The organism is Micromonospora sp. 4G55 (genome assembly GCF_016803375.1).
On record NZ_JAEVHN010000482.1, the window covers coordinates 1 to 4891 of the forward strand.

General features: G+C 73.6%; 1 protein-coding gene and 3 pseudogenes. 1 reads left to right on the forward strand and 3 read right to left on the reverse strand.

What is annotated here, in order from left to right; all coding sequences use genetic code 11:
• Positions 1-2486: pseudogene (locus tag JNW89_RS37845) on the forward strand (glycoside hydrolase family 9 protein); the annotation flags it as partial.
• 142 nt (positions 2487-2628) lie between these two features.
• Here JNW89_RS37845 and JNW89_RS27860 read toward each other — a convergent pair.
• The 3 genes and pseudogenes from JNW89_RS27860 to JNW89_RS27870 all read right to left on the reverse strand — a co-directional run.
• The gene (locus JNW89_RS27860; RefSeq protein ID WP_238451333.1) at positions 2629-3141 is read right to left on the reverse strand and encodes a GNAT family N-acetyltransferase; all 513 of its coding nucleotides are present in this window, start codon (positions 3139-3141) and stop codon (positions 2629-2631) included.
• Between the two features lie 239 nt (positions 3142-3380).
• Positions 3381-4096 (reverse strand): annotated as a pseudogene (locus JNW89_RS27865) (trypsin-like serine protease).
• A 45-nt stretch (positions 4097-4141) separates the two neighbouring features.
• Positions 4142-4666, reverse strand: a pseudogene (locus tag JNW89_RS27870) (snapalysin family zinc-dependent metalloprotease); the annotation flags it as partial.
• Positions 4667-4891: the final 225 nt, after the last annotated feature.

Here is a 4891-nt window from a genome sequence, read left to right on the forward strand (position 1 = left end):
GGCGACTTCAGCGCCGGTGTCCTCCCCTCGGTTCTCCTACGGCACCGGCGCGCTGGACGCGGCCGACGGCCGACTCTGCACCACCGTCCCCGGCGGGTCGGCCAACCCCTGGGACGCCGGCATCGGCCAGGACGGCGTACGGCTCAACGCCGGCGCGGAGTACCGGCTCGGCTTCGACGTCTCCGCCAGCCCCGGCGCCGCCATCAAGGCCGTCCTCCAGCTCGGCAGCGCCCCCTACACCACGTACGCAGCCGTGAGCGCCACCGCCGGCCCCGAGAGCACCCGCGTCGAGCAGACCTTCACCGTGCCCGACGACAACCCCGCCGCGCAGCTGATCTTCCAGGTCGGCGGGTCCCCCGCCGAGCAGCGGATCTGCCTCGACAACGTCTCGCTGCGCGGCGGCGAGGCGGCCCCGCCCTACCAGCCGGACACCGGCCCCCGGGTCCGGGTCAACCAGGTCGGCTACCTGCCGGGCGGGCCGAAGAACGCCACCGTGGTGACCGAGGCGACCGACCCGCTGCGCTGGGAGCTGCGGTCCGCCGCCGGCGCGGTGGTGGCCAGCGGCGAGAGCACCCCGCGCGGGATGGACGCCGCCTCCGGGCAGCACGTGCAGACCGTCGACTTCTCCGCGTACCGCACGCCGGGCACCGGCTACACGCTGGTCGCCGACGGCGAGACCAGCCACCCGTTCGACATCTCCGGCGACCTCTACGACCGGCTGCGCGCCGACTCCCTCCAGTTCTTCTACGCCCAGCGCAGCGGCACCCCGATCGACGGCGACCTGATCGGCGCCGAGTACGCCCGCCCGGCCGGCCACGTCGGCGTCGCGCCCAACCAGGGCGACACCGAGGTGCCCTGCCAGCCCGGCGTCTGCGACTACTCCCTGGACGTGCGCGGCGGCTGGTACGACGCCGGCGACCACGGCAAGTACGTGGTCAACGGCGGCATCGCCACCTACCAGCTGCTGAACACCTTCGAGCGGACCAAGACGGCGGAGACCGCCGACGGCGGCGCGGCGCTGGGCGACGCGACCCTGCGGGTGCCCGAGCGCGGCAACGGCGTCCCCGACGTGCTCGACGAGGCCCGCTGGGAACTCGAGTTCCTGCTGCGCATGCAGGTGCCGGCCGGCGGCCGCTCGCCGGGATGGCCCACCACAAGATCCACGACCGGAACTGGACCGGGTTGCCGCTGGCCCCGCACGAGGACCCGCAGCCGCGCGAACTGCACCCGCCGTCCACCGCGGCCACCCTCAACCTGGCCGCCGTCGCCGCCCAGTGCGCCCGCCTCTTCGCCCCCTACGACGCGGCCTTCGCCGCCCGCTGCGGCACCGCCGCGAGGACCGCGTACGCGCCGCCCAGGCGCACCCGGCGAGCTACGCCAGCGCGGCCGACGGCACCGGCGGCGGGGCGTACGACGACACCACCGTCACCGACGAGTTCTACTGGGCGGCGGTCGAGCTGTACCTGACCACCGGGAAGAAGAGCTACCTGGACGACCTGACCGCCTCGCCGCACCACACCGGCGACGTCTTCGCCGCCGGCGGGGCCTTCGGCTGGCAGAGCGTGGCCGCCCTCGGCCGCCTCGACCTGGCCACCGTGCCGAACGGCCTGCCGGCCGCCGAGAAGGCCCGGATCCGCGCCTCGGTGACCGAGGCCGCCGGCCGGTACCTGGCGGCGCTGCGCGCCCAGGCGTACGGCCTGCCGCTGCCCGCGGACGCCGGCAGCTACGTGTGGGGCAGCAACAGCAACGTCGTCAACAACGCGGTCGTGCTGGCCACCGCCTTCGACCTGACCCGGAACGCGACCTACCGGGACGGGGCGGTGCAGGCGACGGACTACCTGCTCGGCCGCAACGCGCTCAACATGTCGTACGTGACCGGCTGGGGCGAGCAGCACGCCCGCAACCAGCACAGTCGGATCTTCGCCCACCAGCTGGATGCGAACCTGCCGAACCCGCCGGCCGGTTCGCTGGCCGGCGGCCCGAACGCCGCCCTCCAGGACCCGTACGCCGCGCAGCTGCTCGCCGGCTGCAAGCCGATGTTCTGCTACGTCGACGACATCAACTCGTACGCGACCAACGAGGTGGCGATCAACTGGAACTCGGCGCTGGCCTGGCTCGCCTCGTTCCTCGCCGACCAGGGCGACGCCGGGGCGGTGCCCGCGCAGCGCTGCGCCGCCACGTACCAGGTGCACGGCGCCTGGCCGGACGGCTTCAACACCCAGCTGACCATCCGCAACACCGGCACGAGCGCGGTGAACGGCTGGACCGTCCGGTACGCCTTCACGGGCGACCAGAAGGTCGAGCAGGCGTGGACGGCCCAGGTCAGCCAGTCCGGGGCCACCGTGACGGCTCGGAACCTGGCGTACAACGGGAAGATCCCGCCGGGCGGCAGCGTCACCTTCGGCCTCCTCGGCAAGGCCGGCACCCTCGCCAACCCCACCCCCAACCTGATCACCCTCAACGGCGCCGCCTGCACCCTGTCCTGACCCCATCCCGACGCCCCGCGCGCCGGTCAAGATCCGCGCACGTTCACGGAAAGAGTGGCCTCCCGCCTCCGGAAGGCCACTCTTTCCGGGAAACTGCCGGCAATCGGGGCCGGAGTGAGGCGTCGGCCAGCGGCGGCAACCGCTAGCGCGTCGCCCGGCGCATCGCGACCCGGTCGGTCATGTCGAGGCCCAGCGCCGCCTCGGCCGCCAGCACTTCCGCCAGGCCGGGGCCGACCTGCGCCGCTGGCAACGCGACGAACCCGCAGCGGGCGTAGTACGGCGCGTTCCACGGCACGCTGCGGAAGGTGGTCAGGGTCAGCGCCGGCAGGCCCCGCTGACCCGCCCAGCCGGCAACGTGGTCGAGCAGCCGCCGGCCGACGCCCCGGCGGGCGTGGGTGGGGTGGACGCTGATCTGCTGGACGTGGGCGCAGTCGTCGACCAGGTGCGCCACGGCGAAGGCGATCGGCTGGTCGTCCGGCCCGACCGCCACCCAGACCCGACCGGCCCGCTGGCCCTCGCCGAGCACGTCCAGGTCGAGCGGCGGCGCGTCGGCGATGTCGACCATGCCGATCTCCCGGAACGGCGCCCCGGAGGCCACCTCGATCCGTTGCAGGTCGGCGAGTTCGTCCGTCCGGGCCGTTCTGATCCGCTCCACGGCCCAGACCCAACCACCCGTGGTGCCGTGCCGACCACCGAATTTCGGGGCGCCCGGCCGACCCGTCAGCGGTCACGCCCCCGGCCCGGACCGCCACGCCCACCCCGGACGGGTGGCGTCACACCGACCGGACCGGGCCGCCGCGACCGCCTCCGGGAAACGGCGGCGGTCACGGCGGCCCGGGTGGGCGTCCGCGCCCGTTGCGGAAGGAACGGACGCCCCGGGTGTACGGGTCGTGCTCAGACGGGCAGGCCGCCCACCTGGGTGCTGATCCAGGAACGGATCGACGGCAGGTCGACGTAGATGGACGGGCCGGTGGCGCAGGTGGGGTTGTTGTTCCCGGCCCGGCTGGTGGCGCCGATCAGGTTCCACACCCCGTTGATCCGCCGCACCTGCGGGCCGCCGGAGTCGCCGTAGCAGGCGCCCGAGTTGCCGTTCGTGTTGTTGGTGCAGATCTCGTACGTCGCGTTGATGCCGCTGCACCGGCTGTCCGCGACGATGGAGGTGTCGAGCTCGTTGGCGACCGCGGGCGCGGAGCCGCAGCCCCGCTGCGGGCAGGTCTGCCCCCAGCCGATGATCCGGGTGGCCGTGCCGACGGCGCCGGAGGTGCCCGGGATCGGCGCCGGGGCGTAGCTGACCGAGCTGGCCAGTTGCAGCAGCTTGACGTCCACGGACGGGTGGCTCACCGCCCTGGTCACCCGGACCACGGTCCCGCCGGTGGTGCGGTTGACGCTGCCCACCCGCACCGACGACGGGGTCGAGCAGTGCCGGGCGGTGACCGCCCAGTTCGCCTTGATCAGCGTCCCGGTGCAGCCGGAGACGTAGACCATCCACGGTAGTTCTCGCTGGCCGGGCGGCCACCGACCACGAACGGCCCGGGGTCCTCGGCGCCGGTCCAGGTGTAGCTGACCCCGGTGGTGGGCGCGGTGAGCGTGCCGCCGAACAGCGAGTTCACCCGGGACGCCTCGGCGGCGCTCGGGTACGCGTTCCGGCAGGACACCGGCGCGCTGCTGCCGGACATCAGGTCGGAGCAGAGCCCGGTACGCCGGTCGGGCAGGCCGAGGATGTGGCCCATCTCGTGGGTGGCGATCCGGGTCCGGTCGTACCCCTGGTTCACCGCCTGCCAGCCCATCCACACCCGGCCGGAGCCGAGCCCGGTCGGCTGCGCCCGGGGCCAGCCGTCGTCGACGTAGATGGTGACGTTGCCGGGGGTGCGCGGCGCGAGCCGCACGGTGCTCACCGAGCTGTTCCAGATCGTGGCGGCCTGGTCGAAGTTGGTGCGGAACTCGCCGGCCCGACTGGCGTCGTAGTAGACGGTCCGGACGGCCGCCGAGGCCGCGGTCGCCTCGACCGCCACCAGGCCGAGCGCCGCCAGCACCATCGCGAGCAGGGCACCCGCCGTACGCGGAAGATTGTGTCGTCGGAACATCCGACCTCCCATCGATAGATGTTCATTGATGCTAGATGTATCGATGGGCATCTGTGGAATACCGGAATCGTCATAAGGTGGCGGTGGAATCGTCATAAGGTGGCGGTGGATATGACCGGCGTCGCCCACGTCGGGGCCGCCGCAGGCGACGGCCGGGTCCTACGGTTGACCGGATGATCGCCCGCCCGCGCTGGTCGCCACTGCCGCCGCCCGGCCGGCTGCGCACCCTGGCCCTGGCCACCTCGCCAACACCGTCGGCTCGGGGCTCTGGCTGGCCGGCGCGCCCCTCTACCTGACCCGGGACGTCGGGCTGAGTCCCGC